This is a genomic window from Pulveribacter suum (genome assembly GCF_003013695.1).
GTDB lineage: Bacteria > Pseudomonadota > Gammaproteobacteria > Burkholderiales > Burkholderiaceae_C > Melaminivora > Melaminivora suum.
The window spans coordinates 2,074,118-2,099,159 of record NZ_CP027792.1 but is presented as its reverse complement, the minus strand read 5'-3'; the positions used below and the strand labels follow the sequence as shown (position 1 = coordinate 2,099,159).

At 70.1% G+C, this 25,042-nt stretch carries 29 protein-coding genes; 19 read left to right on the top strand and 10 right to left on the bottom strand.

Features of this window, described 5'->3' with window-relative positions:
- The first annotated feature begins 48 nt into the window (after nucleotides 1–48).
- From folP to C7H73_RS09650, 3 genes are read left to right on the top strand one after another with little or no spacing between them, the layout of a single operon-like run.
- Nucleotides 49–906 carry a dihydropteroate synthase gene (gene folP / locus C7H73_RS09660; RefSeq protein ID WP_106846448.1) on the top strand — a complete coding sequence of 286 codons (858 nt, stop codon included), beginning with the start codon at nucleotides 49–51 and terminating at the stop codon, nucleotides 904–906.
- Between the two features lie 44 nt (nucleotides 907–950).
- Nucleotides 951–2,285 (top strand): phosphoglucosamine mutase, encoded by a 1,335-nt coding sequence (gene glmM / locus C7H73_RS09655; RefSeq protein WP_106846447.1) that lies wholly within the window; start codon nucleotides 951–953, stop codon nucleotides 2,283–2,285.
- A gap of 44 nt (nucleotides 2,286–2,329) precedes the next feature.
- Nucleotides 2,330–2,860: a GNAT family N-acetyltransferase gene (locus tag C7H73_RS09650; protein WP_106846446.1), complete on the top strand. Its 531-nt coding sequence runs from the start codon at nucleotides 2,330–2,332 to the stop codon at nucleotides 2,858–2,860.
- 82 nt (nucleotides 2,861–2,942) lie between these two features.
- Here C7H73_RS09650 and C7H73_RS09645 read toward each other — a convergent pair whose 3' ends face one another.
- From C7H73_RS09645 to C7H73_RS09630, 4 genes are read right to left on the bottom strand one after another with little or no spacing between them, the layout of a single operon-like run.
- Entirely contained in the window at nucleotides 2,943–4,274 is a 1,332-nt protein-coding gene (locus C7H73_RS09645) for a TolC family outer membrane protein (RefSeq protein ID WP_106846445.1), read from the bottom strand.
- A 50-nt stretch (nucleotides 4,275–4,324) separates the two neighbouring features.
- The gene (locus C7H73_RS09640; RefSeq protein WP_106846444.1) at nucleotides 4,325–4,663 is read right to left on the bottom strand and encodes a rhodanese-like domain-containing protein; all 339 of its coding nucleotides are present in this window, start codon (nucleotides 4,661–4,663) and stop codon (nucleotides 4,325–4,327) included.
- A gap of 28 nt (nucleotides 4,664–4,691) precedes the next feature.
- Nucleotides 4,692–5,402, bottom strand: coding sequence for a protein-L-isoaspartate O-methyltransferase family protein (locus tag C7H73_RS09635; RefSeq protein ID WP_106846443.1), 711 nt, complete (start codon nucleotides 5,400–5,402; stop codon nucleotides 4,692–4,694).
- A gap of 49 nt (nucleotides 5,403–5,451) precedes the next feature.
- Nucleotides 5,452–6,114, bottom strand: a complete 663-nt coding sequence (locus C7H73_RS09630) for a TetR/AcrR family transcriptional regulator (protein WP_106846442.1) — start codon at nucleotides 6,112–6,114, stop codon at nucleotides 5,452–5,454.
- Nucleotides 6,115–6,244: 130 nt separating this feature from the next.
- On the opposite strand from C7H73_RS09630, the gene msrA reads away from it, so the two are divergent.
- The 5 genes from msrA to C7H73_RS09605 all read left to right on the top strand — a co-directional run bounded on the left by msrA (nucleotide 6,245) and on the right by C7H73_RS09605 (nucleotide 11,947).
- On the top strand, nucleotides 6,245–6,817 hold the full coding sequence (gene msrA, locus C7H73_RS09625) for a peptide-methionine (S)-S-oxide reductase MsrA (RefSeq protein WP_106847615.1): 573 nt from the start codon (nucleotides 6,245–6,247) through the stop codon (nucleotides 6,815–6,817).
- A gap of 15 nt (nucleotides 6,818–6,832) precedes the next feature.
- Complete coding sequence (gene chrA, locus C7H73_RS09620; RefSeq protein WP_106846441.1) at nucleotides 6,833–8,047, top strand: chromate efflux transporter; 1,215 nt, start codon at nucleotides 6,833–6,835, stop codon at nucleotides 8,045–8,047.
- A 140-nt stretch (nucleotides 8,048–8,187) separates the two neighbouring features.
- The gene (locus tag C7H73_RS09615) at nucleotides 8,188–8,547 is read left to right on the top strand and encodes a hypothetical protein (protein ID WP_106846440.1); all 360 of its coding nucleotides are present in this window, start codon (nucleotides 8,188–8,190) and stop codon (nucleotides 8,545–8,547) included.
- A gap of 163 nt (nucleotides 8,548–8,710) precedes the next feature.
- Entirely contained in the window at nucleotides 8,711–10,801 is a 2,091-nt protein-coding gene (locus C7H73_RS09610) for a TonB-dependent receptor domain-containing protein (protein ID WP_106846439.1), read from the top strand.
- Between the two features lie 180 nt (nucleotides 10,802–10,981).
- Nucleotides 10,982–11,947 carry an AEC family transporter gene (locus C7H73_RS09605; protein ID WP_106846438.1) on the top strand — a complete coding sequence of 322 codons (966 nt, stop codon included), beginning with the start codon at nucleotides 10,982–10,984 and terminating at the stop codon, nucleotides 11,945–11,947.
- A 218-nt stretch (nucleotides 11,948–12,165) separates the two neighbouring features.
- Here C7H73_RS09605 and pdxH read toward each other — a convergent pair whose 3' ends face one another.
- Together pdxH and C7H73_RS09595 are read right to left on the bottom strand one after the other, a co-directional pair.
- The gene (gene pdxH, locus C7H73_RS09600; protein ID WP_193483965.1) at nucleotides 12,166–12,840 is read right to left on the bottom strand and encodes a pyridoxamine 5'-phosphate oxidase; all 675 of its coding nucleotides are present in this window, start codon (nucleotides 12,838–12,840) and stop codon (nucleotides 12,166–12,168) included.
- Between the two features lie 22 nt (nucleotides 12,841–12,862).
- The gene (locus C7H73_RS09595; protein ID WP_106846436.1) at nucleotides 12,863–13,465 is read right to left on the bottom strand and encodes a gamma-glutamylcyclotransferase; all 603 of its coding nucleotides are present in this window, start codon (nucleotides 13,463–13,465) and stop codon (nucleotides 12,863–12,865) included.
- Between the two features lie 78 nt (nucleotides 13,466–13,543).
- On the opposite strand from C7H73_RS09595, the gene C7H73_RS09590 reads away from it, so the two are divergent.
- A complete protein-coding gene (locus C7H73_RS09590; RefSeq protein ID WP_106846435.1) occupies nucleotides 13,544–14,080 on the top strand; it encodes an OmpA family protein in 537 nt (178 codons plus the stop codon).
- Nucleotides 14,081–14,135: 55 nt separating this feature from the next.
- Here C7H73_RS09590 and C7H73_RS09585 read toward each other — a convergent pair whose 3' ends face one another.
- Nucleotides 14,136–15,155: an HTH-type transcriptional regulator GntR gene (locus C7H73_RS09585; protein WP_106846434.1), complete on the bottom strand. Its 1,020-nt coding sequence runs from the start codon at nucleotides 15,153–15,155 to the stop codon at nucleotides 14,136–14,138.
- A gap of 265 nt (nucleotides 15,156–15,420) precedes the next feature.
- On the opposite strand from C7H73_RS09585, the gene C7H73_RS09580 reads away from it, so the two are divergent.
- From C7H73_RS09580 to edd, 5 genes are all read left to right on the top strand, one after another.
- Complete coding sequence (locus C7H73_RS09580) at nucleotides 15,421–15,939, top strand: gluconokinase (protein ID WP_106847614.1); 519 nt, start codon at nucleotides 15,421–15,423, stop codon at nucleotides 15,937–15,939.
- Nucleotides 15,936–16,460, top strand: coding sequence for a TRAP transporter small permease (locus tag C7H73_RS09575; protein ID WP_106846433.1), 525 nt, complete (start codon nucleotides 15,936–15,938; stop codon nucleotides 16,458–16,460). The genes C7H73_RS09580 and C7H73_RS09575 overlap by 4 nt, the downstream gene beginning before the upstream one ends.
- Before the next feature lie 19 nt (nucleotides 16,461–16,479).
- Nucleotides 16,480–17,760: a TRAP transporter large permease gene (locus C7H73_RS09570; RefSeq protein ID WP_106846432.1), complete on the top strand. Its 1,281-nt coding sequence runs from the start codon at nucleotides 16,480–16,482 to the stop codon at nucleotides 17,758–17,760.
- Nucleotides 17,761–17,872: 112 nt separating this feature from the next.
- Nucleotides 17,873–18,883: a TRAP transporter substrate-binding protein gene (locus C7H73_RS09565; protein WP_106846431.1), complete on the top strand. Its 1,011-nt coding sequence runs from the start codon at nucleotides 17,873–17,875 to the stop codon at nucleotides 18,881–18,883.
- Nucleotides 18,884–18,988: 105 nt separating this feature from the next.
- Complete coding sequence (gene edd, locus C7H73_RS09560) at nucleotides 18,989–20,815, top strand: phosphogluconate dehydratase (RefSeq protein ID WP_106846430.1); 1,827 nt, start codon at nucleotides 18,989–18,991, stop codon at nucleotides 20,813–20,815.
- An 89-nt stretch (nucleotides 20,816–20,904) separates the two neighbouring features.
- On the opposite strand, the gene gloA is transcribed toward edd, so the two are convergent.
- Genes gloA through C7H73_RS15535 form a run of 3 tightly spaced genes read right to left on the bottom strand, consistent with a single transcriptional unit; the run spans nucleotide 20,905 to nucleotide 22,562 of the window.
- Nucleotides 20,905–21,321, bottom strand: coding sequence for a lactoylglutathione lyase (gloA, locus tag C7H73_RS09555; protein WP_106846429.1), 417 nt, complete (start codon nucleotides 21,319–21,321; stop codon nucleotides 20,905–20,907).
- A 19-nt stretch (nucleotides 21,322–21,340) separates the two neighbouring features.
- Nucleotides 21,341–22,138: an SDR family NAD(P)-dependent oxidoreductase gene (locus C7H73_RS09550; RefSeq protein ID WP_106846428.1), complete on the bottom strand. Its 798-nt coding sequence runs from the start codon at nucleotides 22,136–22,138 to the stop codon at nucleotides 21,341–21,343.
- Nucleotides 22,139–22,187: 49 nt separating this feature from the next.
- Nucleotides 22,188–22,562, bottom strand: a complete 375-nt coding sequence (locus tag C7H73_RS15535; protein ID WP_157948341.1) for a hypothetical protein — start codon at nucleotides 22,560–22,562, stop codon at nucleotides 22,188–22,190.
- Nucleotides 22,563–22,630: 68 nt separating this feature from the next.
- On the opposite strand from C7H73_RS15535, the gene C7H73_RS09545 reads away from it, so the two are divergent.
- The 5 genes from C7H73_RS09545 to C7H73_RS09525 all read left to right on the top strand — a co-directional run bounded on the left by C7H73_RS09545 (nucleotide 22,631) and on the right by C7H73_RS09525 (nucleotide 25,024).
- A complete protein-coding gene (locus C7H73_RS09545; RefSeq protein WP_106846427.1) occupies nucleotides 22,631–22,951 on the top strand; it encodes a single-stranded DNA-binding protein in 321 nt (106 codons plus the stop codon).
- A 5-nt stretch (nucleotides 22,952–22,956) separates the two neighbouring features.
- Nucleotides 22,957–23,151 carry a hypothetical protein gene (locus C7H73_RS09540; RefSeq protein ID WP_106846426.1) on the top strand — a complete coding sequence of 65 codons (195 nt, stop codon included), beginning with the start codon at nucleotides 22,957–22,959 and terminating at the stop codon, nucleotides 23,149–23,151.
- A 158-nt stretch (nucleotides 23,152–23,309) separates the two neighbouring features.
- Nucleotides 23,310–24,260 carry a rolling circle replication-associated protein gene (locus C7H73_RS09535; RefSeq protein ID WP_227001318.1) on the top strand — a complete coding sequence of 317 codons (951 nt, stop codon included), beginning with the start codon at nucleotides 23,310–23,312 and terminating at the stop codon, nucleotides 24,258–24,260.
- A gap of 87 nt (nucleotides 24,261–24,347) precedes the next feature.
- Entirely contained in the window at nucleotides 24,348–24,548 is a 201-nt protein-coding gene (locus C7H73_RS09530) for a major capsid protein (RefSeq protein ID WP_106846425.1), read from the top strand.
- A gap of 128 nt (nucleotides 24,549–24,676) precedes the next feature.
- Nucleotides 24,677–25,024, top strand: coding sequence for a hypothetical protein (locus C7H73_RS09525; protein ID WP_106846424.1), 348 nt, complete (start codon nucleotides 24,677–24,679; stop codon nucleotides 25,022–25,024).
- Nucleotides 25,025–25,042: the final 18 nt, after the last annotated feature.

Genomic DNA, 25,042 nt, shown 5'->3' with positions numbered 1-25,042 from the left:
CAACGGGGCCTTGTGCCCCGTTTTTTCGCGCTCTTGCCCCGCCACGCCATGATCTGGCAGACCAGCCGCTTTGACCTGGACCTGTCGCGCCCGCGCGTGATGGGCATCGTCAACGTCACGCCCGATTCGTTCTCCGACGGCGGCCGCCACGCCGGCGCTGCGGCGGCGCTGCGCCACTGCGAACAGCTGCTCAAGGACGGCGCGGACCTCCTGGACATCGGCGGCGAGTCCACCCGCCCCGGCAGCCCGCCCGTGCCGCTGCAGCAGGAGCTCGAGCGCGTGCTGCCCATCGTGCAGGGCGCCGTGCGCCTGGGCGTGCCGGTCTCCGTCGATACCTACAAGGCCCCGGTCATGCAGGCGGCCCTGGACCTGGGCGCGGACATCGTCAACGACATCTGGGCGCTGCGCCAGGCAGGCAGCGCCGAGGTGGTGGCGCGCCACGGCCGCTGCGGCGTGTGCCTGATGCACATGCACGGCGAGCCGGCCACCATGCAGCTGTCGCCCCTGGCGGGCGATGCCGTGCCGCAGGTGCTGCAGTTTTTGCAGCACTCGGCGCAAGTCCTGCAAGGGCTGGGGGTCCAAAAGACCCGCATCGTGCTGGACGCCGGCATCGGCTTTGGCAAGACGGTAGAGCAAAATTTCGCCCTGCTGGCGCGCCAGCGCGAGCTGCTGGCCGCCGGCTACCCGCTTTTAGCCGGCTGGTCGCGCAAGTCTTCGCTGGGCAGTGTCACGGGCCTGGCTGTGGATGAGCGCCTGGCCCCCAGTGTGGCTGCCGCCGTGCTGGCGGTGGAGCACGGCGCGCGCATCGTGCGCGTGCACGACGTGCGCGAAACCGCTGCCGCCCTGGCCGTCTGGCAGGCCATGCAGGCCCAGCGCCGGCCTGCTTCCATTTCTCCTTCTCCCTGACTGCGCTCCGGCGCGACCAGCCCAGCCCAGCCCTCAAGCACACCATGACACGCAAATACTTCGGCACGGACGGCATCCGCGGCACCGTGGGCCAGCCCCCCATCACCCCCGACTTCGTGCTGCGCCTGGGCCACGCCGTGGGCCGCGTGCTGCGCCGCACCGAAGAGCGGCCCACCGTGCTCATCGGCAAGGACACGCGCCTGTCCGGCTACATGCTGGAGAGCGCGCTGGAGTCCGGCCTGAACTCCGCCGGCGCCGACGTGGTGCTGCTGGGCCCGCTGCCCACGCCCGGCGTCGCCTACCTGACGCGGGCGCAGCGCGCCAGCCTGGGTGTCGTCATCAGCGCCAGCCACAACCCCTTTCCCGACAACGGCATCAAATTCTTCAACGCCCAGGGCAGCAAGCTGCCCGACGCCTGGGAAGAAGCAGTGGAGCAGGCCATGGAGGAGCCCCCCGTCTGGGCCGACTCGGACACGCTGGGCCGCGCCCGGCGCCTGGACGACGCCGCCGGCCGCTACATCGAATTCTGCAAGAGCACCTTCGACCACGACCTGACGCTGCGCGGCTTGCGCATCGTGGTGGACGCCGCCCACGGCGCCGCGTACCACATCGCGCCCAAGGTCTTCCACGAGCTGGGCGCCGACGTGGTGGCGATTGGCTGCGCGCCGGACGGCACCAACATCAACCACGAGGTGGGCGCCACCCACCCGGACGCGCTGGTGCGCGCCGTGCGCGCCAACCACGCCGACTTCGGCATCGCGCTCGATGGCGACGCCGACCGCCTGCAGATGGTGGATGCGGCCGGCCACCTTTACAACGGCGACCAGCTGCTGTATCTGATGGCCGCCGACCGCCTGGCGCGCGGCGAGGCCGTGCCGGGCGTGGTCGGCACCCTGATGACCAACATGGCCGTGGAACAGGCGCTGGCGCAGCGCGGCGTGCAGTTCGTGCGCGCCAAGGTGGGCGACCGCTACGTGCTGGAGGCGCTGCACCAGCGCCGCTGGCTGCTGGGCGGCGAAGGCTCGGGCCACCTGCTGGCGCTGGACCGCCACACCACGGGAGACGGCCTGGTCAGCGCCCTGCAGGTGCTGCAGGCCTGCGTGCGCAGCGGCAAGCCGCTGGCTGAGCTGGTGCAGGACGTGGCGCTGTTCCCCCAGGTGCTGCTGAACGTGCGCCTGGCGCCGCAGCAGGACTGGCGGGCCAACACCGCGCTGGCCGAGGCCACCCGCGCGGTGCAGAACGAGCTGGGCCAGGACGGCCGCGTGCTGGTGCGCGCCAGCGGCACCGAGCCGCTGCTGCGCGTGATGGTGGAGGCGCGCGACGGCCAGCAGGCCAACCGCTGCGCCCAGCGCCTGGCCGACGCGGCCCGCGCCGGCTGACGGCGGAACACCACACAAGACACCAACACGAAGGGGACAAGCCCATGACCGACCAAGCACTTGCCTCTGCGGCGGCCACCATCATCGTCCGCCGCGTCGACTATGCCGACCCGCGCGACGCCCAGGCATTGGTGGACTTGCTGGACGCCTATGCGCGCGACCCGGCCGGTGGCGGCACGCCGCTGCCGGGCCACGTGTGCGCGCAGCTGGCGCAGGCCCTGCAGGCGCGGCCGCAGGCCTTCAGCGTCATCGCCTGGGCGCAGGGCAAGGACGGTGCGGAGCAGCCCGTCGGTCTGGTCAACTGCTTCGAGGGCTTTTCCACCTTCGCCTGCAGGCCGCTGGTCAACATCCACGACCTGGCGGTGCTGCCCGCCTGGCGCGGCCGGCGCGTCGCGCAGCAGATGCTGGCGCGGGTGGAGGGCATCGCCCGCGAGCGCGGCGCCTGCAAGCTCACGCTGGAGGTGCTGCAGGGCAACCAGCCGGCGCTGCGCGCCTATGCGCGCGAGGGCTTTGCCGGCTACACGCTGGACCCGGCCATGGGCCAGGCGCAGTTCCTGCAGAAGCTGCTGGACTGAATCTGCCCCTGACCTTGCTCCTGAAAAAGGAGCTGCCAGCGCTTGTCCAGCAAGGGCTTGGTGCCAAAAAGGCTGTAAATTCTCAGCGGGCCAGCAGGGCGTCCAGCGCGGCCACGTCGGCCAGCTCCAGCGTGCCGGCGGCGTACTTCAGGCGCAGCTGGCCCATGAGCACGGCGTAGCGCGCCAGGGCCAGCTCGCGCTGGGTCTGGTAGAGCTGGCTCTGTGCGTTCAGCACGTCGATGTTGACGCGCACACCGGCGTCGTAGCCCAGCAGATTCGCCTCCAGCGCGCTCTGGCTGGAGGCCAGCGCCGCCTGCAGCGCCTGCACCTGGGCGCGGCCCGACTGCAGGCCCAGGAAGGCCGTGCGCGCTGCCTGCGCGGCGCTGCGGCGGGCGTTGTCCAGGTCGGCGCGGGCCTTGTCCTGCAGCGACAGGGTTTCCTTCACGCGGTTTTGCACCGCGAAGCCGGCGAACAGCGGCAGATTCAGTGCGACGCCCACGCTGGCCACGTTGGCGCGCGAATGCACGCCCGGCAGGGTCACCGTGCCATTGGGGGTGCGCTGCACCGTGTAGCCAGCCTGCAGATCCACGGTGGGCAGGTGGCCGGTTTCGGCCTTGGCCGTCTCCAGCTGCGCCACGTCCAGCGCCAGCGTGGCCTGGCGCACCAGCGGCTGGCTGTCCTCGGCCGCGCGGGCCCAGGCGTGCAGGTCATTCGGCACCGTTGCGGCCAGCTGCACGGGCTGCGCCAGGGGCAGGGGGGAGGCGCCGGCGCGGCCCGCAGTCTCGTCCAGCGCCAGTCGGCGCACCTGCAGTTCGTTTTCGGCCGTGATCTCCTGGGCGCTGACCAGGTCGTGGCGCGCCTGCGCCTCGCGGGTGTCGGTGATGGTGGCCGTGCCGACCTCGAAGTTGCGCTGCGCCGCGGCCAGCTGCTCGGCCACGGCGGCCTTTTGCGCGCGCAGCGCGGCCAGCGTGTCCTGCGCGGCCAGCACGTCGAAGTAGCGCTGGCTGATGCGCAGCAGCAGCTCCTGCTCGGCCGCGTCCAGCTGCACCCGGGCCAGCTCGGCCCCGCGCTCGCCCTGGCGCAGCGCGATGGCGTTGGCGGGGCGGTACAGAGGCTGCGAGGCGACCACGCCCAGGGTTTGCGTGGGCGCGTGCAGGTCAATAGGCGGGCGGGTCACGTCGGTGCGCGCGTAGCTGGCGCCGCCGGTGAGCGCGGCGCTGGGCAGCAGCCCGGCGCGGGCCTGCTCGGCGCGGCTTTGCGCGGCGGCGTACTGCGCCTGCGCGGCCTGCAGCGGCGCGTCGTGGCCGCGCGCCTGCTGCGCCAGGGCCAGCAGGCTCTGGGCCTGGGCGCTGCCCGCCGTCCATGCGGCGCACACGGCCGCGGTTGCCAGAGTCCAGCGCTGCAGGGCCTTCATTGCCGACACCGTTCGGGTTGGGGAGAAAAAGGAAGGAGGAGGGGAGCCGGTCAGTAGCGCGGCACGCCCGGGTCGCGCTCCAGCGACCAGGCCTCGATGCCGCCCGAGAGGTTGGCCACCTCGGCAAAGCCCTGCTGCGCCAGCCAGGCTGCCACGCGCAGGCTGCGCGCGCCGTGGTGGCACAGGCAGGCCACGGGGCGCTCGGGGTCCAGCTCCTGCAGCCGCGCGGGGATCTCGCCCATGGGGATGGCCACCAGCTCGAAGCCCTGCGCGGCCACGCTGGCCGTCTGGCGCTCCCAGGGCTCGCGCACGTCCAGCACCAGCGGGCGAGCGCCCTGCTGGCGCGTGAGCCAGTCGTCCAGTTCGGCGGGGCACAGGGATTCGATCATGGGGCGGGTGTCCGGCAGGGCAGGGCGTTCAGAAGCGAAAGAGGGACGGCTCGGGGAAGTTGCGCAGGCGCGGCACGATGGCATCCCAGGGCTGGTCGGTCTCGAAGCCCTCGCCGGTGCGGCGCACGATGGTGGCGCGCATCATGGGCTCCAGCCCGACGATGGCGCCCAGGCGGCCGCCCTCGCGCAGCAGCGCCAGCAGGCGGTGCGGCACCTCGGCCACCGAGCCGCTGAGCACGACCACGTCGAACGGGCCGTCGTTGATGGGGTCCAGCGCACCGTCGGCCTGGCGCACATCGGCGTTGTGCACGCCGGCGCTGCGCAGGTTCTCGCGGGCGAACTCGACCAGCTCGGGCACGATCTCCAGTGACACCACGTGCTCGGCACGGTGCGCCAGCAGGGCGGCCATGTAGCCCGAGCCAGCGCCGATCTCCAGCACCCGGTCGGTGGGCTGGATCTGCAGGTCCTGCAGCAGGCGGGCTTCCACGCGCGGGGCCAGCATGACCTGGCCCAGGCGCTCGGCCTGCTCGACCGGGCTGGACAGGGGCAGCTCCACGTCGGCAAAGGCCATGCCCTGCAAGGCGGGTGGCACGAATTCCTCGCGGCGCACGGCGGCCAGGGTGTCCAGCGTGGCCTCGTCCAGCACGTTCCAGGGGCGGATCTGCTGCTCGATCATGTTGAAGCGCGCCTGCGCGGTGGCATCGTGGACGTCGGCAAACGTGTTCAAGGGCAGGTTCATGAAAGACTCCGGAGACGGGACACAAGAAGGTTCAGGTAAACCCGGCATTTTAGGTCGCGCGCACCAGTAGCCCCTGCAGCACGTTGTCGGCCTGCAGCTGGATGTATTGGTCCGGGTCGAAGCGTTCGGGGCAGGGGATGCACAGGCCCATGGTGGGCTGGGCCAGCATCAGGAACATCAGCGGCGCCAGCACCAGGTACACCGCGTGTTCCAGGTCCACCGTGCGGAACTCGCCCCGGTCCATGCCGCGCTGCAGGATGCGGCGCACCAGGTCGTGGCCGGGCTCGACCACCTCTTGGCGATAGAAGTGCGCCAGCTCGGGGAAGTTGTTGGCCTCGCTCAGCATCAGCTTGGCCAGGCCCGAAGCCTTGGTCGCCCCCACGCGCTCCCACCAGGTCTGAAAGCAGTAGCGCAGCAGCTCGCTGCTGGTGCCGGTGAAGCCCTCCAGCTCCACATCCCATTCGGCGAAGCGCCCGGAGATGTTCTCGCGCACCACGGCCTTGAACAGCTCCTCCTTGCTGGGGAAGTACAGGAACAGCGTGCCCTTGGACACCCCGGCGTGCGCCGCCACCTCGTCCACCCGCGTGGCGGCGAAGCCCTTCTCGACGAACAGGTCCAACGCCGCGGCCAACAGCTCGCCGGGGCGGGCTTCCTTGCGGCGGCCGCGCCGGGTCGTGGGGGTGTCGGGAGGGGCGGAGTGGGGCGAGGGCATGGTGTTAATGACTGACTGGTTAGTAATCTATCCGCTTACGCCATCTGCGTCAACGCGGGCTTGTCCGGCATGGCGGGGGCAGACTTTCCTATCATGGCGTGGTCGCCATTCACAGAGATCCGTGCACGCCATGTCTTCTTCCACCCCCTCATCTTCCGATTCGCCGCTTGAGACCATCACCCTGGGTGGCGGTTGTTTCTGGTGCACCGAAGCCGTCTTCGACCGCGTGCGCGGCGTGACCGAGGTGCAGAGCGGCTACGCCAACGGCAACGTGCCGCAGCCGACCTATGAGCAGGTCTGCACCGGCCGTACCGGCCACGCCGAGGTGGTGCGCGTCACCTTCGACCCGCAGGAGATCGGCGTGCGCGAGATCCTGGAGATCTTTTTTGCCACGCACGATCCGACCACGCTGAACCGGCAGGGCAACGATGTGGGCACGCAGTACCGCAGCGGCATCTACTGGTCCGACCCGGCGCACCGCGACGTGGCCGAGGACCTGCTGCGCCAGATGGGGCAGGACCAGGTCTTCGGCGCTCCCCTCGTCACCGAGGTGCAGCCGCTGGACAGCTACTGGCCCGCCGAGGATTACCACGGTGACTACTACGCCAACAACCCCAATCAGGGCTACTGCGCCTTCGTCGTGGCGCCCAAGGTGGACAAGTTCCGCAAGACTTTTACGCGCCACCTCAAGCCCGGCGCCTGACACGCCCTGGGCTGTATGGCTCCTGCACTCCCGCCCGCCGCCGCGGCGCGCGCCACGGCTTGGCAGGTGCTGGGCATCTTCCTGCGCCTGGGTCTGACGTCCTTCGGCGGGCCGGTGGCCCATCTGGGCTACTTCCGCGCGGAGTTCGTGGTGCGCCGCCGCTGGCTGGACGAGGCCGCCTATGCCGACCTGGTGGCCCTGTGCCAGTTTCTGCCCGGCCCGGCCAGCAGCCAGGTCGGCATGGCCCTGGGCCTGCGCCAGGCCGGTGCAGCCGGGGCGCTGGCGGCGTGGCTGGGCTTCACGCTGCCGTCGGCGCTGGCAATGGCGCTGCTGGGCCTGGGCCTGGCCGCAGGGGCCGGCTGGTGGCCGCCCGGCGTGCTGCACGGGCTGAAGGTGGCCGCCGTGGCGGTGGTGGCGCAGGCCGTCTGGGGCATGGCGCGCAGCCTGTGCCGCGGCCCCGTGCGCCTGGCGCTGATGGCGCTGGCCTGCGCGCTGGCGCTCGGCTGGCCCAGCGTGGCCGGACAAATGGGCGCGCTGCTGCTGGCGGCCGCGGCCGGCCTAGCGCTGTGGGGGCGCGGCGCCGATGCGCCGCCCGCGCTGGAGCCGGCGCCGGGGGGCCATCGCGCTGCGGGCGCGCTGCTGCTGGGCGCCTTCGCCGTGCTGCTGGTGGCGCTGCCACTGGCAGCCCACGCCTGGCCGCAGGGCTGGCTGGTGCTGGCCGATGCCTTCTACCGCGCCGGGGCCCTGGTGTTTGGCGGCGGCCATGTGGTGCTGCCGCTGCTGCAGGCCGAGGTGGTCGCCACTGGCTGGGTGGGCGAGGATGACTTCCTGGCTGGCTACGGTCTGGCGCAGGCGGTGCCGGGGCCGCTGTTCACTCTGGCCGCCTTCCTTGGCGCGGTGGCGCGCCACGGGGCGGGCGGCTGGTGGGGCGCGGTGGTGTGCCTGGTGGCCATCTTCCTGCCGGCCTTTTTGCTGGTAGCCGGCGCCCTGCCGTGGTGGGAGCGCTGGCGCCGCCTGGCCCGCGTGCGCGCCGCCTTGTCGGGGGTGAACGCCGCCGTGGTCGGGCTGCTGCTGGCCGCGCTGTTCGGCCCCGTGTGGGGCAGCGCCATCCATGCGCCGGCGGACGGGCTGCTGGCCCTGCTGGCGCTGGCGGCCCTGGCCTGGCTGCGCGTGCCGCCCTGGCTGGTGGTGCCGCTGTGCGGGCTGGCCGGCTGGTGGCTGGTCGGATAGGCAGAAAATACGGCTCCAGCCCTTTGCTGGTAAGCGCTGGAAGCTCTTGTTTCTGTAGCGTTATCTCGGCCTGAAGGGGGCGTCTGCGGCACAGGCAATCTTTGCGACAATCCCCGCTCCCTTCGCCCACCCGCCTGCCTGTGTCCCCCCGTCCCGTTGCCTCCCTGCCGCTGCGCCGCCGTCTGGCTGCGCTGTGGCTGCTGCTGGCGCTGGCGGTGGTGCCGCTGCTCGGGCGCATGCACCAGGTGGTGCACGGGCCGGGCTCCGTGCATGCGGCCGGGCAGCCGGTGCGGGACACGCTGCACGCCCTGTTCGCCGGCCATGGCCACGCCGATTGCCAGGTGCTGGACCAGCAGACGCTGGGCGGCCCCTGGTCGGCCTGCGCGCTGCCGCTTGCACAGGCGCTGCCCCAGCCGGCACCGGCCGGGGCGCCTGCCGCGGCCCCGGCGCTGCGGCGGCTGGCGCCGTTTCAGGCCCGCGCGCCGCCCACTGCGGGCTGACGCCTTGCGGGCGCACCCCGCCAAACACTTCTCTTTCGATAGCTGCCAGCGCTTGCCAGTCAAGGGCTGGAGGCTATTTTGACTCGTATTTTTCCCGTGCCGGCCGGCACGGCGCGCTGCTGCGCGCCGGTGCGCCCTGCGCGGGTAGCACATCGGATTTTTCATGACGACGACGTCTTTCTTCTTTCCCCTGCGTGCACCCCATGCGCGCCGACCCGTGGCCTGCGCGGCGCTGCTGGCGCTGATGCCTGCCGCCTGGGCCCAGGCCCAGGAGCCTGCGGCCCGCCTGCCCGAAGTCACCGTGTCCGCCAGCGGGCTGCAGCTGGGGGTGTCTGAGATGACTCAGCCCGCCTCCCTCATCGAGGGCGACGCGCTGGTGCGCCGGCGCGAGGCCACGCTGGGAGGCAGCCTGGACGGCGAGCCCGGCATTGCCGCCAGCCACTTCGGCGCGGGCGCCAGCCGCCCTGTCATCCGCGGCATGGACGGGCCGCGCGTGAAGGTGCTGAGTGACGGCGCCGAGGTGCACGACGCCTCCAGCGTCAGCCCCGACCACGCCGTGGTCGCCGAGCCGCTGCTGGCCACCCAGGTCGAGGTGCTGCGCGGACCCTCGGCGCTGGTCTATGGCGCCGGCGCCGTGGGCGGCGTGGTCAACGTGCTGGACGGCAAGGTGCCCACGGCCCTTCCCGAGAAGGGCTACGAGGGCAGCGCCGAGCTGCGCGCCGGCAGCGCCGCGCGCGAAAAGGCCGGCGCCTTCGCCATCACCGGTGGCGCGGGCGCCATCGCGGTGCATGCGGAGGCGGCCGGCCGCAGCAGCAATGACTACGGCGTGGGCCAAGGCTGGGAGGGCGGCGCCCGCGTGCCCGGCAGCTTCAACGACACCAGCACCGCCAGCGTCGGCCTGTCGTGGGTCGGCAGCCGCGGCTATCTGGGCTTGGCCGTGACGCGCCAGAACGCCCGCTACGGCCTGCCCGGGCACAGCCACGGCTTCGAGGGCTGCCACACCCATGGCGACCATTTGCACTGCGGCGGTCATGGCCACGACGACCATGACCCTGACGGGGAAGGCCACGACCACGACCATGATCACGACCACCCAGACGTGCCGGTGGTGGACCTGCGCAGCGAGCGCGTGGACCTGCGCGGCGAGCTGCGCGACCCGTTCGCCGGCGTCTCCGCGCTGCGCCTGCGCGCCGGGACCACCGACTACGTGCATGACGAGGTCGAGGGCGGCAACGTGGCCACCACCTTCAGGAACAAGGCGCACGACCTGCGCGTGGAGCTGCAGCACCAGCCCATCGCGGGCTGGCGCGGGCTGCTGGGCGTGCAGACAGCAGAGCGCAAGTTCAGCGCCGTGGGCGAGGAGGCCTACGTGCAGCCCACGCACACCCGCAGCACGGGCCTCTTCCTGCTGGAGGACTATCGCATCGGCGACTGGCGCATCGAAGCCGCCCTGCGCCACGACCGGCAGAGCGCCCAGGCGCTGGACAGCGGCACCCGCCGCAGCCACAACGGCACCTCCGCATCGCTGGGCGCGGTGTGGCGGCCCGCGCCGGGCTACGCGCTGGGCGCGAGCCTGACACGCGCCAGCCGCGCCCCGTCGGCCGAGGAGCTGTACGCGCGCGGCCTGCACATGGCCACCGCCACCTACGAGCGCGGCGACGCCGATCTGCGCGCCGAGGTCTCGCGCAACGTTGACCTGACCCTGCGCAAGACCAGCGGCGCCACCACCTTCGACGTGAGCGTGTACCGCAACCGCATCCGCCACTACATCTACGGCCGCACGCTGGACGAGGTGGACGGGCTGCAGCTGCTGCAGTACAGCCAGGCCGACGCCACGTTCACCGGCATCGAGGGCCGCGTGCGCCATGCTGTCACGCGCCATGTGGGCGTGACGCTGCTGGCCGACCGCGTGCATGCGCGCCTGGACGGCGGCGGGCGGCTGCCGCGCATCCCGCCCGCGCGGGTGGGTCTGCGCCTGGACGCGAACTGGCAGTCCTGGGAGGGCGAGGTGGAATGGCTGCAGGTGGCTCGCCAAAGCCGCGTGGCGCAGTTCGAGAGCGCCACGCCTGGCTTTGGGCTGCTGAGCCTGAGCCTGGCCTACAACGGCCGCACCAGCGCCGGCATGCCCTGGCAGGTGTACCTGAAGGGACGCAACCTGACCGACCGCCTGGCCTACGCCCACACCTCGTTCATCAAGGACGCGGCGCCCCTGGCCGGGCGCAACCTGACGCTGGGCGTGCGCGTGGAGTTCTAGGCCCGCCGCGCTTTGTGGGTCAAATTGGCCTGCAGCGCTTGCCAGTCAAGCGCTGGCAGCTCATGAATCGATAGCGAAAAGAAAAAACCCGCGGCCGCCGTGACGGGCGCCGCGGGCCTACACTGCCGGCCCGGCGCCGTGGGCGCCGCCGCCCCCCGCACTCCTGCCTTTTCGCGCATCTTGTTCTTCTCCGTCCTTGCCCCCCTGGCGCCGGTCATCCTGTGCATCGGCCTGGGCTTTGCCATTGCCCGCGTCGGCTGGGTGCGCGCCAGCGCCATCCCCGACCTGTCCAACATCGTCTTTCTGGTGCTCACTCCGGCGCTGCTGTTTCGCACCATGGGCGGCGTGCGCCTGCAGGAGCTGGACTTCACCCCCGTGGCGCTGTACTTCGGCGCGGCCGGGCTGCTGTTCGTCGCCACGCTGATGCTGGGCGGCCTGACCACGGCAACGGCCGCGCGCGCCCTGGCGCACATGTTCAGCAACACGGTGATGATCGGCGTGCCCTTTGTCGGGCTGGTCTTCGGGCCGCAGGGCCTGGTGACGCTGTTCACGCTGATCTCGCTGCACGCCCTGGTGCTGCTGACGGCCGCCACGCTGGTGTTCGAGCTGCTGCAGGCGCGCGAGCAGCGCGCGGCGCAGCAGCAGCAAGAGGGCGGGGCGCCGCATTCGATGGCGCGCACCGTGGGGCAGGCAGTGCGCAACAGCATCGTGCACCCCGTGCCGCTGCCCATCCTGGCCGGTTTGCTGTTCGCGCAGACCGGGCTGGCGCTGCCCGGCCCGGTGGACCGCGCGCTGCAGGTCATGGGCGCCGCCCTGGGGCCGATGGCGCTGCTGCTGGTGGGCATTTCGCTGGCCTATACGCGCATCGGCCGGCACTGGCGCGGCGCGCTGCGCATCGCCGTGGCCAAGGGCCTGGTCATGCCCGCGCTGCTGTTCGCCATGGCGCGGCTCCTGGGCCTGTCGGGGCAGGGCATCGCCGTGATGTTCACCGCCGCCGCCCTGCCCGTGGGGGCCAACGTGCTGCTGTTCACCCAGCGCTACGGGGTGATGCAGGACGAGGTGTCCTCGGCCATCGCGATCTCCACCGCCCTGGCCTTGTTCACCCTGCCCCTGGTCCTGCTGGCCGCCCACTACCTGGCCGGCTGACCCTTGCTTCGGTACTGGCGCAACCCAGGCCAGCAGACGCCGCGCAAGGGCCACCCCGCCGCGTTGGCGTCGTCCCCCTTCCCAGCGCGCAGCGCGCCAGAGAAGGGGCTGAGGGCCGCGGCTCCAAGCCGGCCTGCGCAGGCTTGGACGGTCCCGAAGAGCTGCCGCCTCTGGCGGCCGCACCGAGCAGCGCAAGTCGCTCAGGGGGTTGCTCCGATTTACGGCGCAAGCCGCTCGCGCACCCACAGTCCGCCGTCCAGCCGGTAGCGCAGCCGGTCGTGCAGGCGACTCTTGCGGCCCTGCCAGAACTCCCAGCGGTCGGGCACCAGCCGAAAGCCGCCCCAGTGCGGCGGGCGCGGCGGCTGCAGCAAAAACTGCGCGCCGTATCTGGCGGCGCCTGCCACGAGGACTGAGCGCGAGGCGATGACTTGGCTTTGCGGACTGGCCCAGGCGCCGATGCGCGAGTCCAGCGGGCGGCTATGGAAGTAGACATCGCTCTCGGCGGCGTCCACCTTCTGCACCACGCCCTCGATGCGCACCACACGCTCCAGCTCCACCCAGTGGAATTGCAGCGCCGCGTACGGGTTGCCGGCCAGCTCGCGGCCCTTGCGGCTGTCATAGTTGGTGTACCAGACGATGCCGCGCGCGTCGTAGCCCTTGATCAGCACGATGCGGGTGCTGGGGCGCAGGTCCCCCGACACGGTGGCCAGCGTCATGGCGTTGGGCTCGGGCACCTGGGCGGCAACGGCCTCGCCCAGCCATTGGTCGAACTGGGCGAGCGGGTCGGCGTGCGAGGCGTCCTCGCCCAGCTCGGCGCGCTCGTAGCTCTTGCGCAGATCGGCGATGGAAGAGGACAGGGAGGAGGCGGGGCGGGTCATGCCGCCATTGTGCAGGCGCCGCTCGCGTGCCGGCAGCTTAGGCGGCGTCGGCGGCGCCGCGGGCGATGTCCAGCAGCCGCGCCAGCGCCCGGTCGTGGATGCCCATGCGCAGGAGCTCGGCGTGCGTGGTCTCGGCGTAGTCCAGCGTGCTGCCGTAGATGCCGCGCGCCTGGCGGAAGATGCTGCGGTACTGCGCCTCGGGCAGCACGCCCGTGTGGCTGGGGCTGCTGCGGGGCAGCGTGAAGGCCAGCGCCTGCACCGGCCCGCCCGGCGTGCGGCAGGCCAGCCAGCGCGGGTCGTACACGCCCAGCACCATCTCGCGCTGCCACAGCGCCGGGAATATCGCCGGCACCTGCGTGCGCTCGACGCGAAAGGCCACGCCGCGGCAACTGCCGCCGGGCAGCATGCCGAAGACCAGGCCCGGGCATTCGGGCGTCCCGCGGTTCACGCGGCTCCACATCTTCAGCGCCCGGTGCCAGCCGTGCACGGTGGCAGGGCGGCTTTCGGCAAACGGAAAATCCGGGCGCCAGATGAGCGAGCCGTAGCCGAAGATCCACAAATCCTGCTGCCCGCCCCATTCGTGCAGGGTGCGTTCGAGCAGGGCGGCAGGGTCGCGGGTGGCGCTGGCGTGGGTGGGCATGGCGGGCGGGTGCGGGAATCTACAATCGATGGGTTTTGTCCAACGCATTTCATTATTCACTTCACGGGAGTAGCCAGCATGTCCTTCAACAGCTCCGATGACGACAGCCAGCAGTGTTTTGCACTCGGTTTCCTCTTCGCCCTGATCGCGCTGGTGGTCTCCACCGTCGTGGGCGTGGTGGTCTATCAGCGCGGCATGGCCCGCGTGCCCGCGCAGCCGGCCCCGGCAGCCGTGGTTGACAGCGGCGCAGCAGCGCCCGCCGCCGCAGTGGCCGTGACTGAAGAAGCCACGGTGGTGGTTGAGAACGGCGTGGTCAAGTTCTACTTTGCCACCGGCAAGGCTGAGCTGGCCGCTGGCGCCAACGAAGCCCTGGCCGATGTGGTGCGCGGCGTGGCTGCCGACGGCAAGAAGGCCGCCGTCTCCGGCTACCACGACGCCACAGGCGACGCCGCCGTGAACGCCGAGCTGGCCAAGCAGCGCGCCATCGCCGTGCGCGATGCGCTGCTGGCGCTGGGCGTGGCCGAGGGCAAGGTCGAGCTGCGCAAGCCCGAGGTCACCCAGGCCGGCGGCAGCAACGCCGAGGCGCGCCGCGTGGAAGTGGCGCTGCAGCCCTGAGCGCACAGCCGCTGCGCTCGCTGAGAGGCCCGGTGCATGCCGGGCCTTTTTTTGTTCAGGTGCTCTCGCGCACGATCAGCTCGTACTCCAGCTCCTCGCAGGCCGGCGCGGTCAGCGTGCCGCGCATCAGGCCAAGCAGCAGGGCCGCACCGGCGCGGCCCACCTCGGCACGTGGCGTGCGGATGGTGGTCAGCGGCGGCACCATCTGGTCGCTGCCGGCCAAGTCGTTGAAGCCGGCGATGGCGACGCGCGCCGGCACGGCCAGGCCCAGCCGGTTGGCCGCCAGCAGGCCCCCCTGGGCGATGTCGTCGTTGCAAAAGAAGATGGCGTCCACGTCGGGGTGGCGCTGCAGCGTTTCTTCCAGCAGCCGCGCGCCCAGGGCGATGGAGGAACGCTCGGGGCTGAGCAGCTCCAGCGCCGGGTCGTACAGCCCGGCGGCGCGCAGCGTGCGGCGGTAGCCCTCGGCGCGCTGCAGCACGCGCGGGTCCAGCTGCGCAGCGCAAAAGGCGATGCGCCGGCGCCCACGCGAGAGCAGGTGGCTGGTGATGGCCGCGCCGGCGTCCGTCTGCGAAAAGCCCACGCAGGCCATGCCCGGCGCGTGGATGGTCTCCATCAGGTGCACGCAGGGCACGCCGCTCGCGGCGATGAGCTGGTGCGCCGCGTCGCTGCGGTCGAAACCCGTGACCAGCAGGCCGGCAGGGCGGTGGGGCAGGTAGGTGCGCAGCAGCAGCTCTTCCTCGGCGCTGTCGTAGTGCGTCACGCCGATGAGCGGCAGGTAGCCCTCGGGGAACAGCGTGCGGTGCACGGCCTCCAGCAGGTCCACGAACAGGGCGTTGGACAGCAGCGGCACCAGCACCAGCACCTGGCTGCTGCGCTGCGAAGCCAGGGCGCGGGCGGCCGGGTCAGGCACGTAGCCCAGGCGCTCGGCGGCCTCGTGCACGCGGGCGGCCAGCGTCGGGTCCACGCTGCGCTCGCCGCGCAGGGCGCGCGAGGCCGTGATCGGACTCACGCCAGCGGCGCCGGCCACATCGGCCAGGGTGAGACGGCCGCTGGAGCGGCGAGGGCGGCGGGTCACTGTCGTTGGGCGGGGGGCAGGTTGCGGGTAAATCCGGAGAGAACGGCGTTGATTGTCTCGTAGGATAGCGCTACCTTTTAGCGGGTTTCCCTGGATCGAGGGCAGTGCGGGCCGTCTGCACCGGCATTGCGCTCGTGGACGCCCAGCGAGAAAGGGGGTTGCAGGCCGCTGAAGGCCCACAGGTCGGCACTCCACCCGGAGCGCCTTTTTTTGAATTTTGAAGGATAGCGCTATCTTGCAGTCTCCGATCTCTGCCATCGTGGTCATGGGCGTCTCCGGCTGCGGCAAATCCAGCGTGGGGGCGGCCTGCGCGCAGGCGCTGGGCTGGCCGCTGCACGAGGGCGATACCTACCACGCCCCGCAAAGCGTGGCGAAGATGCGCGCCGGCACGCCCCTGACGGACGCCGACCGCGCCGGCTGGCTGGACCGCCTGGCGCAGCTGCTGGCGCCAGGCGAGGGCGGAGAAGGCCTGGTGCTGACCTGCTCGGCGCTGCGGCGCAGCTACCGCGAGCGGCTGCGCGTGGCCCGCCCGCACCTGGGCTTCGTGTATCTGTCGCTCGGCTACGAGCCTGCCCTGGCCCGCGTTCAGGCGCGCGCCGACCATTTCTTCTCGCCCGCCCTGGTCGCCAACCAGTTCGCCACGCTGGAGTCGCCGCAGGACGAGCCGCTGGTGCTGACGCTGGACGCCCTGCGCCCGGTGCAGGCGCTGGTGCTGGAGATCGCCGCCTGGACCAGTGCGCGCACCTTGTCCCCCGTAGCCACCCCCGCAGGAGACGCCGCATGACCCCGGCCGCCGCCCACGACGATCCCGGCGCGACGCGCGCCAAACCGCTGGCGCAGCGCCTGGCCGAGCATTTCATGGTGCTGGCCCTGGCCGGCATGGTGGTCGCCGTGTTCGTCAACGTGGTGCTGCGCTACGGCTTTGGCACCAGCATCGTGTCGTACGAGGAAATCTCGCGCCTGCTGTTCGTCTGGCTGGTGGCGGTGGGCACCATCGTCGCGGCCGTGGAGGGCAGCCACCTCGGGTTTGATCTGGTGACCTCGCGCGTCGGCCCACGCACGCGGCGGGTGCTGTTTTGGCTGTCGCAGATGCTCGTGCTGCTGTGCATGGGCCTGCTGCTGTGGGGGTCCTGGCAGCAGGTGCAGGCCGGGCTGCAGAGCTTCAGCACGGTGCTGGGCTACCCGCTGGCGCTGGGCGCGGCGGCCACGCTGGTGCTGGCTGTTGGCCTGCTGGCCGTGCTGGTGCGTGACCTGCGCCGCGGCAGCCCTGCGCAGCCGCCGGCGGGCGCCCTGGACATCGAGTAAACGGCAGGAGCGCGCAGCCATGGTGGTGACCCTCATCTTCCTGTCGGTGCTGATCGGCGGCATGGTCATAGGCATGCCGATCGCGCATGCGCTGGTGCTGACCGGCGTGGCGCTGATGTGGCACCTGGACTTCTTCGACACCCAGCTGCTGGCGCAGAACCTGCAGGCGGGTTTCGACAACTTCCCGCTGTTGGCCGTGCCGTTCTTCATCCTGGCGGGCGAGCTCATGAACGCCGGCGGGCTGTCGCGGCGCATCATCGACCTGGCCGGCGCCTTTGTCGGCCATATCCGCGGCGGGCTGGGCTACGTGGCCATCGGCGCTGCCGTGCTGCTGGCGTCCATGAGCGGCTCGGCGATTGCCGACACCGCGGCCCTCGCCACCATCTTGCTGCCCATGATGCGCGCGCAGAAGTACCCGGACAGCTACGGCGCGGGCCTGCTGGCCTCGGGCGGCATCATCGCGCCCATCATTCCGCCGTCCATGCCGTTCGTGATCTACGGCGTGACGACCAACACCTCCATCAGCAAGCTGTTCCTGTCGGGCGTGGTGCCGGGCCTGATCATGGGCATCTTCCTGATCTGCGCCTGGCGCTGGATCGCCCGCAAGCACCAGCTGGCGCAGGGCACGCGCATGCCCTGGGGCGCGCGCATGAAGGCGCTGGCGCACAGCTTCTGGGCGCTGATGATGCCCGTCATCATCCTGGGCGGCCTGCGCGGCGGCATCTTCACGCCGACCGAGGCGGCCGTGGTGGCCGCGGTGTATGCGCTGCTGGTGTCCATGCTGGTGTACCGCGAGCTGAGCCTGGCCGGCCTGTACGGCGTCTTCCTGGGCGCGGCCAAGACCACGGCGGTGGTCATGTTCCTGTGCGGCGCCGCCACCGTGACGGCCTACATGATCACCCTGGCCGACCTGCCCAATCTTCTGGCCGACACCTTTGCCGGCGTGCTGGGCTCGCCCATGCTGTTCATGGCGCTGATGATGCTGTTCCTGCTGGTGGTGGGCACCGCCATGGACCTGACGCCCACCATCCTGATCTTCGGCCCGGTGTGCGCGCCGCTGGCGGCCAAGGCCGGCATCGACCCCGTGTACTTCGGTTTCATGTTCGTCTATGTGGGCTGCATCGGCCTGATCACGCCGCCCGTGGGCACGGTGCAGAACGTGGTGGCCGGAGTGGGGCGCATGCGCATGGAGACCGTCATCAAGGGCACGTCGCCCTTCCTCATCGCCTATGTGCTGCTGGCGATGCTGCTGGTGGTCTTCCCGCAGATCGTCACGGCGCCGCTCAAGTGGATGTATTGAATCAAAAACAATAGCTGCCAGCGCTTGCTACACAAGGGCTGGAGGCCAAAAACACTCCAAACTTTTCTTTCTTTCTTTCTTTCGTCACCACCCCACCTCAAGGAGACACACCATGCGTATCAAATTCGCTCTCGCCGGCGCGCTGGCAGCCCTCATCGCCGCCAGCGCCGTGCAGGCGCAGGACTTCAAGCCGCGCATCGTGCGCTTTGGCTATGGCCTGGTGGATGATTCCAACCAGGGCCGGGCCGTGCGCTTCTTCGCGAAGGAAGTAGAGAAGGCCACCGGCGGCAAGATGAAGATCCGCGCCATCGGCAACGCCTCGCTGGGCTCGGACACGCAGATGCAGCAGGCGCTGATCGGCGGCGCGCAGGAGATGATGGTCGGCTCCACCGCCACGCTGGTGGGCATCGCGCCGCAGATGGCGCTGTGGGACACACCCTTCCTCATCACCAGCGTGAAGGAGGCCGACGCGCTGCTGGACGGCCCGGTGGGCGAGAAAGTGAAGGCCACGCTGGAGCCCAAGGGCATGGTCGGCCTGGTGTACTGGGAGAACGGCTTTCGCAACCTGACCAACAACAAGCAGCCCGTGGCCAGGCTGGAGGACATGAACGGCATCAAGCTGCGCGTGATGCAGAACAACGTCTTCCTGGACAGCTTCAAGGCGCTGGGCGCCAACGCCGTGCCGCTGCCGTTCTCCGAGCTGTTCACGGCGCTGGAGACCAAGGCCGTGGACGGCCAGGAGAACCCCTACAACACGGTGTTGTCCAGCAAGTTCTACGAGGTGCAGAAGTACCTCACCATCACCAACCACGTCTATAGCCCGTGGATCGTCACGGTGAGCAAGAAGTGGTGGGACCAGCTCAGCCCGGCCGAGCAGAAGGTGCTCAACGACGCTGCCACCAAGAGCCGCGACTTCGAGCGGCGCGACACCCGCGAGGAGGCCGCCAAGGCGCTGGCCGACCTGAAGCAAAAGGGCATGGCCGTCAACGAACTGCCGCCTGCCGAGGTGGCGCGCATGCGTGACAAGTTGTCGGCCGTGCACGCCAGCGTGGCCGCCAGCGTCGGCCAGGACCTGTGGAGCCAGACGCAGGACGAACTCACCCGCATCCGCGCCGGCAAATAAGCAGCGGCGTACCATGGGCTTTTCGGCCGGCACAGCGCCGGCCTGGCGTGGCGGCCTGTGCAGACGGGCCGCCACGCGGTCATTTTTGCCAGGGAGGGCTCTCCAGTGACCTTGCACCCCACGATTGAAACCGTTACCCGCCGCATCCGCGAGCGCAGCGCGCCCAGTCGCGCCGCCTACCTCGAGCTCATCGCCGCCTACGGCCGGCGCGAGCGCGGCATGGACCGCCTGGGCTGCGCCAACATTGCGCACTCGGTGGCCGGCCTGCCGGTCAATGACAAGCTGCGCATCGTGGTCGAGCGCGCCCCGCACATCGGCATCGTCAACGCCTACAACGACATGCTGTCGGCCCACGCGCCGCTGCAGCACTACCCGGACCTGATCAAGGACGAGGCCCACCGCCTGGGCGCCACGGCCCAGGTGGCCGGCGGCGTGCCGGCCATGTGCGACGGCGTGACGCAGGGCACGCCGGCCATGGATCTGTCGTTGTTCTCGCGCGACGTGATCGCCATGGCCACCGCCGTGTCGCTGAGCCACGACGTCTTCGACGGCGCGCTGATGCTGGGCGTGTGCGACAAGATCGTGCCGGGCCTGCTGATCGGCGCGCTGCACTTCGGCCACCTGCCTACGGTGTTCGTGCCGGCAGGGCCGATGACGTCCGGCCTGTCCAACAACGCCAAGGCCAAGGTGCGCGAGCAGGCCGCGCAAGGCCTGGTGGGCCGCGCCGAGCTGCTGGACGCGGAAATGGCCGCCTACCACGCGCCCGGCACCTGCACCTTCTACGGCACGGCTAACAGCAACCAGATGCTGCTGGAGGCCATGGGCCTGCACGTGCCCGGTACGGCCTTCGTCAACCCTGGCCAGCCGCTGCGCCACGAGCTGACGCGCGAGGCGGCGCGCACGGTGCTGGGCAGGGCAGGGCCGCAGCCCGCGCCGTGCCCGCCCATCGGCCAGGTGGTGGACGAGCGTGCCATCGTCAACGCCATGGTGGCCCTGCTGGCCACGGGCGGCTCCACCAACCACCTGATCCACTGGGTGGCCGTGGCGCGCTCGGCCGGCATCGTCATCGACTGGCAGGACTTTTCCGCGCTGTCGGAAGTGGTGCCGCTGCTGGCGCGGGTCTATCCCAACGGCAGTGCCGACGTGAACCAGTTCCAGGCCGCAGGCGGGCCGGGCTACGTCATCCGCGAGTTGCTGGACGCCGGCCTGATGCACGAGGACGTGCTCACCGTGCGCCCCGGCGGCATCCGTGAATACACGCAGCTGCCCGAAGGCGACGAGAACCACCGCCTGCACTGGACGCCGATTGGCGCCAGCGCCGACGACAGCGTGCTGCGCCCGGCCTCCGACCCGTTCAGCGCCACCGGCGGGCTGAAGGTGCTGACGGGCAACCTGGGGCGCAGCGTGATCAAGGTGTCCGCCGTGCCCGAGGATAGGCATGTGATCGAGGCGCCGGCGCGGGTGTTTGATTCGCAGGCGGCGCTGCTGGAAGCGTTTCACAGCGGATCGCTGGACGGCGACGTGGTCTGCGTGGTGCGCTGGCAGGGCCCGCGCGCCAACGGCATGCCCGAACTGCACAAGCTGACCCCGCCCCTGGCCGTGCTGCAAGGCAAGGGCTACCGCGTGGCGCTGGTGACGGACGGGCGCATGAGCGGCGCCTCGGGCAAGGTGCCGGCGGCCATCCACCTGGTGCCCGAGGCGCTGGACGGCGGGCCCATCGCCAAGGTGCGCGACGGCGATCGGATCCGGCTGGATTCGGTGGCCGGCACGCTGCAGGTGCTGATCGACGCGGCCGAGTGGGAAGCGCGCCAGCCGGCGCAGATCTCGCGCGATCAAGCCATCGACAGCGCCCATGGCCTGGGCCGCGAGCTGTTCGCGGGCTTTCGGCGCAACGCCATGGGGGCGGAAGAGGGCGCCTGCACCTGGGTGTAAACAGGGCCTGAAATATCAGTCAAATCAGGCTCCAGCGCTTTCCCATCAAGCGTTGGCAGCTATTGGATTGATAGTAAAAAGCGTGGGGCTCAGCGCAGGCCGGTGCCGGCGCCGGTATCGCTCTTGCGCTCGATCAGCTCGATCTTGTAGCCGTCCGGGTCCGTCACGAAGGCGATCACCGTCGAGCCGCCCTTGACCGGGCCGGGCTCGCGCGTGATGTTGCCGCCGGCCGCGCGGATGCGCTCGCGGGCGGCGTAGGCGTCGGGCACGCCCAGGGCGATGTGGCCGTAGGCCGTGCCCATGTCGTAGCTCTCGGTACCCCAGTTGTAGGTCAGCTCGATCTCGGCCTGGCCGGGGTTGCCGCCGTCAAAGCCCAGGAAGGCCAGCGAGTATTTGTATTCAGGGTTTTCCGAGGTGCGCAGCAGTTGCATGCCCAGTACCTGGGTGTAGAAGTCGATAGAGCGCTGGAGGTTGCCCACGCGCAGCATGGTGTGAAGAAATCGCATGGCGGCGATTATCGGCCGCTCACACTGGCACCGTGTAGTTCAGCGTCATGCGCCCGCCGTCCACGGTGACAATCTCCCCAGTCACGTAGCTGGCCGCGTCGCTGGCCAGCCAGGCCACCACGTCGGCGATCTCGGCCGGCTCACCCAGGCGTTTCATCGGCGTGCGGCTCAGGATGCGGGCGCGCGCGTCGTCGCTGGTGAGCACGGCCTGGGCCGCCAGTTCGGTGGCGATGGTGCCGGGCGCCACCGCGTTCACGCGGATGCCGCGGTCGGCCAGCGCCAGCGCCATGACCCGCGTGAGCTGGTTCACGCCGCCCTTGCTGACGTTGTAGCTGGCGATGCTGGGAATCGCCAGCACGCCGTTGACCGAGCTCATGTTCACGATGCTGCCGCCGCCCGAATCGGCCATGGCCCGGGCCACGCGCTGGCCCATGAGGAACGAGCCCTTGAGGTTGACGCGCAGCACGGCGTCAAAGTCTTCCTCGCTCACGTCCAGGAAGTCACAGGCGCGGAAGATGCCGGCGTTGTTGACCAGCACGTCGATGCGCCCATGCGCCGCCAGTACCTGGGCCACGGCAGCATCCACCTGGGCCTTGTCGCCCACGTCGCAGTGCACGAACATCCCGCCCAGCTCCCGCGCCAGCGCCTGGCCATGCACATCGTCCACATCGGCAATGACGACGCGGGCGTTTTCCCGCGCAAAACGCCGGGCACAGGCCTCGCCAATGCCTCGCGCACCGCCGGTGATCATGCAGACGCGGCCGGTGTGGCCGAACTGGATAGCGGATGCGGGAGGCTTTGGGCTTGGAGGAGTCATGAAGTGATGGTAGCGACTGCCCAGCCTGAATGTCCGACGCTGATCCGTATTAAATACGATGTATAGGAAGTGAAGTCTGCTTGGCGTTACTCGCTATCAATTCGGTAGCGCTCCGGGAGTCGCTGCTGTAGGAAATAGCCAACATCGCCGCCACGCCAGCGGCTAGGCCCTTTCCCAAAATCTCCCTTAGGGTCAGTTCTCGCCGCGTCCCTTTCGCGCTCTCGATCACGGCATCAATAGCGGCTTGGCGCGCATCCTCGCCCGCAATGTCGGCCAGTTCCGCAGCTGTCGCCGGGGAAATGGCCCGCTTTCCCGCGCGCATAAGTGAAATGTTCGGCCGTGCGATCCCCAGGCGATCCGCTAAAGCTTGGTCACCTCCACATACTTTTGAAGCTTTGTCAATAAGCCGTTTTACGTATTCCATGTATCACTCCTGATACTCCAGACTCCGGGCCTGTATCACTCTTGATACAGAAAAACGGAGTCTGCAACATGATCAAAGTCTCGGTAACGTCGACCGAAGTCCGCACCCAAAGCGGCAACGCCAAAGCCACCGGCAAACCCTACAGCCTCGCATTCCAGACGGTCTGGATGCACACCCATGACCGCACCGGCAAGCCTAACCCGTACCCGGAAAAGGTCGAGATCATCCTTGAAAAGAACGAGCAGGGCGCCGCGCTGTTCTACCCCGCCGGAGACTACACCCTCGCGCCGGAAAGCCTCTACGTCAACCGTAACGGCGACCTGAGCCTGTCCCCCCGGCTGGTGCCCTTGAAGCCCGCCGCCGCGCCCGCAACCGCTCGCGCTGCCTGACGGCCATGCAAGAAGCCATGCACGCCGCGCGCCTCGTCGCCGTGCACTCGGCGCTGCTGGCCCTGCTGGACGAACAGCAGGGCGAGCATCCCCGCACCCTGGACGCCATCATCGTCACGCTGTCGCGTGATCCCGAGATTGGCGGCCTGGATGTGGTCTACATGGCGGGCGGCATGCCCGTGGCCGGGGAGGGCGCCTAAGTGTCCGCCCAGGCCGAACGCCTCTACGCCCTCAAGCTCGGATTGGCCGAGCTGCTGGAGCGCCCCCACCGTCACCCCGACTACCTGCGCCGCGTTGACTTGGCAGACGCCAAGCTTCGCGCGTGGGCTGGTCACGTCATCGGCTGGGGTTGCTGACCATGCGCGGCACGCCCACCCCCGCAGCAGCCGGCGCCGCGCGCCGCGCGCAGGCCGTTGAGTGGCTGCGCGCGCGTTCTACCGAGCGCACGGCTCGTGAAGCCGCAGCGCGAAGCGCGAAGGCTGGGCTTGTCTCAGTATCAACAACTTGCAAGACCGCTCCAGCGGTCGTTGCTTGGGCGGAAAACGTCATTGAGATTGACCGCCACGCCAGCCGCGTAACCCGTCTGCGCAAGTCCCTGGGCGTTGCCGCCAAAGCCCTCCACAACGCCGGCCCGCGCAACCAGCAGGTCTGGATGCAGACCCTGACCTACCGGGGCGACAACAGCGCGTGGCGCCCAGAGCACATCAGCCGCTACCTCGACGGCCTGCGCCGCTGGCACTACGCCCGCACCGGCTCCAAAACCGTCCGCTACGCCTGGGTCGCTGAGCTCCAGCAACGCGGCGTTATCCACTACCACGTGGTGATCTGGCTGGCCGGTGGTCTGACCCCGCCCAAGCCCGATACCGCTTGGCGCCGCACCGACCGGCGCGGCCTCGTGCATGTCGAGCCGCCCATGTGGCCGCACGGCATGAGCAACCGCCTTAAGGCCCGCGCGCCCGTCGCCTACCTCATGAAATATGCCTCCAAGGTGGAGAGCAAAACCGTAGGGAGCTATCCGCATGGAGCACGCATTCATGGCTGTGGAGGCCTGGACGATGTTGGTCGCAGTTGCCGCCGTTGGGTTCTGTGGCCTGCGTATGTGCAGGGTAATGCTTCGGTCTGCGACCGCTTCCGACCTGCGCCGGGAGGCGGCTATCGAAATGACGAAACGGGAGAGCTTCTCCTGTCTGAGTTCGCACCAACGGGCGGCGGTTTTCGCAGCTTTATCCGAGTGCGGCACACGCCGCGCCGCGTCGATCCATCCGGCCCGTTCTCCTGGCTCGGAGACCGTCCCCATGTCCCCGCGTGATTTCAGCCGCCAGGGTGCTACCGCTGTGAAGCGCCGTGCTCTGCCGGGTGCAATTTCGCACCTTTCCACCTTTCAAGGAAAACTGAAATGACCAAGTCTGTGAAGGCCCGTCTGGCCCTGATCCCCGCCGCCCTGGTGGCAACTGTTGGCACTGCCCATGCTGAGATCCCCGCCGGCGTCACCGCTGCGCTGGACAGCCTGAGCGCCGACGCCCTGACCGTGGCCGGCATCGTGCTGGCCGCTGTCGTGGCCGTGTACGCGTTCAAGTTCATCCGCAAGGGCCTGTAAGCCGTGCCCGTCATAGCGCCGCTGCTGGCTGAAATGGGCGTCAACGCGGCCATCGTGTCAGCTGCGGTGCTATCGGCGCGCGTGGCGCTGTTTGCGGTGCGCTTCATGCGCTCCGCAGGGGTAGGGCCATGGCGTTCCAAGTAGGCGCCGCCTGCTACGGCACCGCCGCGCAAGCGGCCCAGGCTGCGGCATCGTCGCAGCTTGGCGCAATCGTCCAGCACGGCGGCTCGGCCCACGTGGTCGAGCTGGCCGCGCTGTCCGACAGCGGCATTTCCTACGCGCTGCGCCCGGTGGGCGGCGGCGCACCTATCACCGTCGCGGCGGCCTATCAGGCCCAGCCGTGCAACCTGCTCGGCGTTGAGGACGGGCTGGCCCTTGGGTGGTCAGTCGCTGGCGTCTGGCTGGCCGTTTATGCGGTCGTGTTCATCGCCCGCACCGTTTTCCATGTGGGGGAGAAAGACGATGGCAACACCTGAATTCTTCGCCGCGTTCGT

What these genes read in the sequence shown, in the direction of transcription:
- folP (WP_106846448.1), top strand. Translation starts at nt 49, where the DNA reads ATGATCTGGCAGACCAGCCGCTTTGACCTGGACCTGTCGCGCCCGCGC.
- glmM (WP_106846447.1), top strand. Translation starts at nt 951, where the DNA reads ATGACACGCAAATACTTCGGCACGGACGGCATCCGCGGCACCGTGGGC.
- C7H73_RS09650 (WP_106846446.1), top strand. Translation starts at nt 2,330, where the DNA reads ATGACCGACCAAGCACTTGCCTCTGCGGCGGCCACCATCATCGTCCGC.
- C7H73_RS09645 (WP_106846445.1), bottom strand. Translation starts at nt 4,274, where the DNA reads ATGAAGGCCCTGCAGCGCTGGACTCTGGCAACCGCGGCCGTGTGCGCC.
- C7H73_RS09640 (WP_106846444.1), bottom strand. Translation starts at nt 4,663, where the DNA reads ATGATCGAATCCCTGTGCCCCGCCGAACTGGACGACTGGCTCACGCGC.
- C7H73_RS09635 (WP_106846443.1), bottom strand. Translation starts at nt 5,402, where the DNA reads ATGAACCTGCCCTTGAACACGTTTGCCGACGTCCACGATGCCACCGCG.
- C7H73_RS09630 (WP_106846442.1), bottom strand. Translation starts at nt 6,114, where the DNA reads ATGCCCTCGCCCCACTCCGCCCCTCCCGACACCCCCACGACCCGGCGC.
- msrA (WP_106847615.1), top strand. Translation starts at nt 6,245, where the DNA reads ATGTCTTCTTCCACCCCCTCATCTTCCGATTCGCCGCTTGAGACCATC.
- chrA (WP_106846441.1), top strand. Translation starts at nt 6,833, where the DNA reads ATGGCTCCTGCACTCCCGCCCGCCGCCGCGGCGCGCGCCACGGCTTGG.
- C7H73_RS09610 (WP_106846439.1), top strand. Translation starts at nt 8,711, where the DNA reads ATGACGACGACGTCTTTCTTCTTTCCCCTGCGTGCACCCCATGCGCGC.
- C7H73_RS09595 (WP_106846436.1), bottom strand. Translation starts at nt 13,465, where the DNA reads ATGCCCACCCACGCCAGCGCCACCCGCGACCCTGCCGCCCTGCTCGAA.
- C7H73_RS09590 (WP_106846435.1), top strand. Translation starts at nt 13,544, where the DNA reads ATGTCCTTCAACAGCTCCGATGACGACAGCCAGCAGTGTTTTGCACTC.
- C7H73_RS09580 (WP_106847614.1), top strand. Translation starts at nt 15,421, where the DNA reads ATGGGCGTCTCCGGCTGCGGCAAATCCAGCGTGGGGGCGGCCTGCGCG.
- C7H73_RS09575 (WP_106846433.1), top strand. Translation starts at nt 15,936, where the DNA reads ATGACCCCGGCCGCCGCCCACGACGATCCCGGCGCGACGCGCGCCAAA.
- C7H73_RS09570 (WP_106846432.1), top strand. Translation starts at nt 16,480, where the DNA reads ATGGTGGTGACCCTCATCTTCCTGTCGGTGCTGATCGGCGGCATGGTC.
- C7H73_RS09565 (WP_106846431.1), top strand. Translation starts at nt 17,873, where the DNA reads ATGCGTATCAAATTCGCTCTCGCCGGCGCGCTGGCAGCCCTCATCGCC.
- gloA (WP_106846429.1), bottom strand. Translation starts at nt 21,321, where the DNA reads ATGCGATTTCTTCACACCATGCTGCGCGTGGGCAACCTCCAGCGCTCT.
- C7H73_RS09550 (WP_106846428.1), bottom strand. Translation starts at nt 22,138, where the DNA reads ATGACTCCTCCAAGCCCAAAGCCTCCCGCATCCGCTATCCAGTTCGGC.
- C7H73_RS15535 (WP_157948341.1), bottom strand. Translation starts at nt 22,562, where the DNA reads ATGGAATACGTAAAACGGCTTATTGACAAAGCTTCAAAAGTATGTGGA.
- C7H73_RS09545 (WP_106846427.1), top strand. Translation starts at nt 22,631, where the DNA reads ATGATCAAAGTCTCGGTAACGTCGACCGAAGTCCGCACCCAAAGCGGC.
- C7H73_RS09540 (WP_106846426.1), top strand. Translation starts at nt 22,957, where the DNA reads ATGCAAGAAGCCATGCACGCCGCGCGCCTCGTCGCCGTGCACTCGGCG.
- C7H73_RS09535 (WP_227001318.1), top strand. Translation starts at nt 23,310, where the DNA reads ATGCGCGGCACGCCCACCCCCGCAGCAGCCGGCGCCGCGCGCCGCGCG.
- C7H73_RS09530 (WP_106846425.1), top strand. Translation starts at nt 24,348, where the DNA reads ATGACCAAGTCTGTGAAGGCCCGTCTGGCCCTGATCCCCGCCGCCCTG.
- C7H73_RS09525 (WP_106846424.1), top strand. Translation starts at nt 24,677, where the DNA reads ATGGCGTTCCAAGTAGGCGCCGCCTGCTACGGCACCGCCGCGCAAGCG.